This window comes from Propionibacterium australiense, from assembly GCF_003666605.1.
GTDB classification, from domain to species: Bacteria; Actinomycetota; Actinomycetes; order Propionibacteriales; family Propionibacteriaceae; genus Propionibacterium; species Propionibacterium australiense.
The window spans coordinates 1-3,757 of sequence record NZ_RCIV01000041.1 but is presented as its reverse complement, the minus strand read 5'-3'; the positions used below and the strand labels follow the sequence as shown (position 1 = coordinate 3,757).

Annotated in this window: 3 protein-coding genes, 1 pseudogene and 1 CRISPR repeat array; of the genes and pseudogenes, 3 read left to right on the top strand and 1 reads right to left on the bottom strand. The window is 56.6% G+C overall.

Going from position 1 to position 3,757, the window contains the following annotated elements; all coding sequences use genetic code 11:
- Nucleotides 1–305: 305 nt before the first annotated feature.
- The gene (locus tag D9T14_RS13470; protein WP_126464146.1) at nucleotides 306–1,466 is read left to right on the top strand and encodes a hypothetical protein; all 1,161 of its coding nucleotides are present in this window, start codon (nucleotides 306–308) and stop codon (nucleotides 1,464–1,466) included.
- A 131-nt stretch (nucleotides 1,467–1,597) separates the two neighbouring features.
- Here the strand turns inward: D9T14_RS13470 and D9T14_RS14515 are convergent, their stop codons facing one another.
- Entirely contained in the window at nucleotides 1,598–2,074 is a 477-nt protein-coding gene (locus D9T14_RS14515; RefSeq protein ID WP_374955811.1) for a transposase, read from the bottom strand.
- A 102-nt stretch (nucleotides 2,075–2,176) separates the two neighbouring features.
- Between D9T14_RS14515 and D9T14_RS14510 the strand changes: the two genes are divergently transcribed.
- Together D9T14_RS14510 and D9T14_RS13045 are read left to right on the top strand one after the other, a co-directional pair.
- Nucleotides 2,177–2,599 (top strand): hypothetical protein, encoded by a 423-nt coding sequence (locus D9T14_RS14510; protein WP_220668355.1) that lies wholly within the window; start codon nucleotides 2,177–2,179, stop codon nucleotides 2,597–2,599.
- Between the two features lie 171 nt (nucleotides 2,600–2,770).
- A CRISPR array of direct repeats spans nucleotides 2,771–3,101; the repeat unit is 35 nt; unit sequence GTCTCAATGGAGCCCCATCTGAATAGATGGGGAAA.
- A gap of 274 nt (nucleotides 3,102–3,375) precedes the next feature.
- Nucleotides 3,376–3,757 (top strand): annotated as a pseudogene (locus D9T14_RS13045) (IS1634 family transposase); the annotation flags it as partial.

The following is a 3,757-nucleotide window of genomic DNA, read 5'->3' as shown; positions in this document are numbered from 1 at the left end:
AGCACCAGACCCCCGAACAAACCTTCGGAGCATTCGCCTCGTACATCACCGGACGCACCTTCGACTACGACTTCGAACACCTCCCCAAACCCCAACCAGAAACCGATCTTGTTTCATGACGGCCATATGAACGTTTCTTCTTCAAGGCGGACACGAACGGGGAGCCTCTCACCGGGAGCATTCTTCCTCTCAGCGCCAGCCATGTAGACGGGTATGCCGAGGTCCTTCGCACGTACCGCGAGCAGAGAGAACAACCGGGCGGTGACAAGCATGTGCTCAACCGAGCCGCATCCGTTTCAGACTACATGAGTGAAGGCGATCTCGTCTTCGTCCAGTTGTCTGACGCAATCGACCCTGACAAACCAATGTCTCCAGGCATCGCGCAGGTCGTGGACGTCTTCCCGACAATGGTCGGCCGCCGTCCTTACAGCAAGTCCCCTCGAGAGCTGGCCGCCGCCCAGAATGTCCTACCCGTAGCAAAAAAGGTTGAGGCGTCGGCTGCTGATAGGGTTTTCGGCTATGTCGTGCCCGAAGCTGGCGCGGGTGCTACTGGCGGAGACGTCGCCTCACGAGGACATCTCTCCTTCGATAAAGTCGATACCCCTGCCCCCGACGATAATAAGACGCCCCCGATGCGGCTCGCACCGTTACTGTCCCCAAAGCCGAGTTCGGCTCGCCGTTTCCTCACGATGAGCCGTTCTGGCGAAACACCAAGGAACGACGATTCCGAGCTCGCGCGGAACGAGTTCTTTTCAGCGAATCATTCTCTCGGAGCCGCCGCCTATCCGGTGCATCGAAAATTACTGGACCGTAAAGGCTTTCCAAGGGAAGGAATCACTTCTACCCAATCAGCCGGCCTGGACCATAGCAATGAGGCCGTACGAGTGACGGCGCGGTCGTGGGTGGAGGTGGGCAGCGTATTGCGCTGTACGATGAGATTCACCAATCTGAGCAGAGAGGAGCTTGGCGCACTGATTTGGCTGCTGACCCCGGAAAACTTGGTGCCAGCGAGCGAGAAACAAAAGGATCCACGCGCCATCGGTTTCTTGCGCATGGGGATGGGTAAGCCATTTGGTCTTGGCGTTGTGGAGACAAGAATTGCCAAGAATGGTCTACGTGCAGTTAAAAATGAAGAGCTCGCAAGCGACTATGTGAATTTGAATGGCTGTCTTGGCAGCGTGACATCACCAGCCGAGATCGCGGAATTCTCTTTACCGAACGGCAACAACCTCCCGAAGACTCCTTGGGTGAAGGCCTTGCAACGTGCCGCGTTCGGCTACAGCGATGGCACCGAGGTTCGCTATATGACCCTTGATGAGAACAAGGAGAACAACAAGAGCGACTCAAAAACTGGCAAGCCGAAAGACAAGCGAGGCCTGTCGCCCGTCGACTTGGCCGCTAACACTCCGACGCCGATTATCATCCCCAGGCCAAATAAACAGCGCCGCAGACACAACTCTCACTAGCATAAGCATACTGAATAACGGTGGGGCTACATCATATGATGTAGCCCCACCGTTATTCATTTAACCAGATTAAAAGCAGAAAACGTGAGGCAAACCCGAAGTCTCAATGGAGCCCCATCTGAATATGGCCGTCATGAAACAAGATCGGTTTCTGGTTGGGGTTTGGGGAGGTGTTCGAAGTCGTAGTCGAAGGTGCGTCCGGTGATGTATGAAGCGAAAGCTCCGAAAGTTTGGTCCGGGGTTTCTCGCTGAATGTTCGCGATATTGGTTTTGGCGGTGTTCCAGACGTGTTCGACCGGGTTGTGGTCGGGCGCATAAGGCGGCAGGAAGATCGGGGTGATGCGTTCCAGTAGCTGGCCCGGCTCATACAGGCCGGTGAGGGCTTTGGCGTGGTGGAACCGGGCGTTGTCCAGCACGACCGCGATCTTCTCGGTCCGGGTTTCACGCTGCAGCCGTTCCAAGGCGATAATGATCTGTCGGTGTTCTGGTTCCCCTCGATCGGATACAGCCGCATCTTCTTGTTGGTGAGGGAGAGAGCGCCGAAGAACGACTGGGAAACCTTCTGCCGGTCCACGTACAGTTTCGTGCGCTGACCCCGCGGGAGCCACATCCTTCTGGTTTCGGCCTCGTGTTCCAGGCGCACCTCGTCTACCGCGTACACCTGGCAGCCGGCCTCTAACAGCTGGTTGACCTGGGCTTTCACTTCGGCCATGCGTCGGGTGATGGCCTGTTCGTCGCGGTGCTTGTCGAACGGGTCCGGCAGTTTGAAACTCAACCCGCAGAACCGCAGCAGCAACTGGTACGAAGACTCTGACTCGTACTCCACATCGAACAAGATCTTCACCACGTCACGCAGGGCCGGAACATCCCAGAACTCTGCGTCGATACCGGACCGGGAAGGCGGCTGGGCCAGAACCGTCTTGAGGTCTTCTTTCTGGGTGCGGGTGAGTTTCGCCGCGTTCTGGTTCCCCGCGTGCCCGGTGAGTACCGAGCACATCCTGCTGGACTGCCAGCCGGAAAGCCACTCCCGAACAGTTTTCTCGCTGCGCTCGACCATTTTCGCGATGATTCCCAGCCCGACTCCTTCGGAGGCGTACAGGATGGCTTCGGCTTTCATCCGCACCAGCATGTAATTGTCTGTGCGTTTCTTCCACCTGATTAGAACAGCGGTTTCTTCCGGGGTGACCTCAACCTGCATGCCCCAATCATATCCGAAAACAAGACCAGAAATCCATCAAGAATACGGTTTTGTTTCATGACGGCCATAGATGGGAAAAGAAATGATTCATGGCCGAGCACCAGGTGTCTCAATGGAGCCCCATCTGAATAGATGGGGAAATTGATCCTGAGCTGGTCACCCTGATCTCAGATGCCGCGGTCTCAATGGAGCCCCATCTGAATAGATGGGGAAATCTGGCGGAGGCTCTGGTTCGCCGTTGGCTCATATGAGTAGTCTCAATGGAGCCCCATCTGAATAGATGGGGAAATCTGGAGGACCTGCTCGGAAACCCTGAGTACTGGGAAGAAGTCTCAATGGAGCCCCATCTGAATAGATGGGGAAATCCTGTGGGAGAGAACCAGGCAAGAGGCTTCGACCCGTGTCTCAATGGAGCCCCATCTGAATAGATGGGGAAACCTGACTCGTGCCACTTTTGGTTGGTTGGTGGGTGTTTGTGGGTGTTTTGCCTGGTGAGAGCGGGGTTGGTTAGTGTGGTTCACACACTAATCGGGTTGTTGGAGGGGTGGTGTGGCGTACGTTCGGAAGGTGAGAACGGCTTCGGGTGCGACGGCTGTCCAGATCGCGGAGTATCGGGATGGGCGTGACCGGGTGTTGGAGCATCTCGGGTCGGCTCACACCCCTGAGGAACTGTCTGCCCTTGTCGTCGCGGCGAGACGGAAGCTTGCGCCGTTGCAGGACGAGCTGGACTTTCTGTCACCGGCTGCGGCCTCGAGGTCGTTGACCATCACTGACAAGCGTTCGACCGCGTTATGGGACAGCCTGCGCCGTGTCTATACCGATCTTGGTTTCGAGGTTCTCGCAGATGACGTGTTCGCCCAGCTGGTGTTGGCGCGGGTGATCAAGCCGACCTCGAAGGCCGGTAGCATCCGCGAGCTCGACTCCTTGGGGATCCCGCATGCCGGGTTGCGGTCCGTGTTCCGTTGCCTGGCTCGGGTTCAGGCCGAGGATTATCGTTCAAAGATCTCAAGGCTGTGTTTCAAGAATGCTCGTGTTGATGGGAATCTCACCCTTGTTCTCTACGATGTGACGACCTTGTATTTCGAGGCCGAGC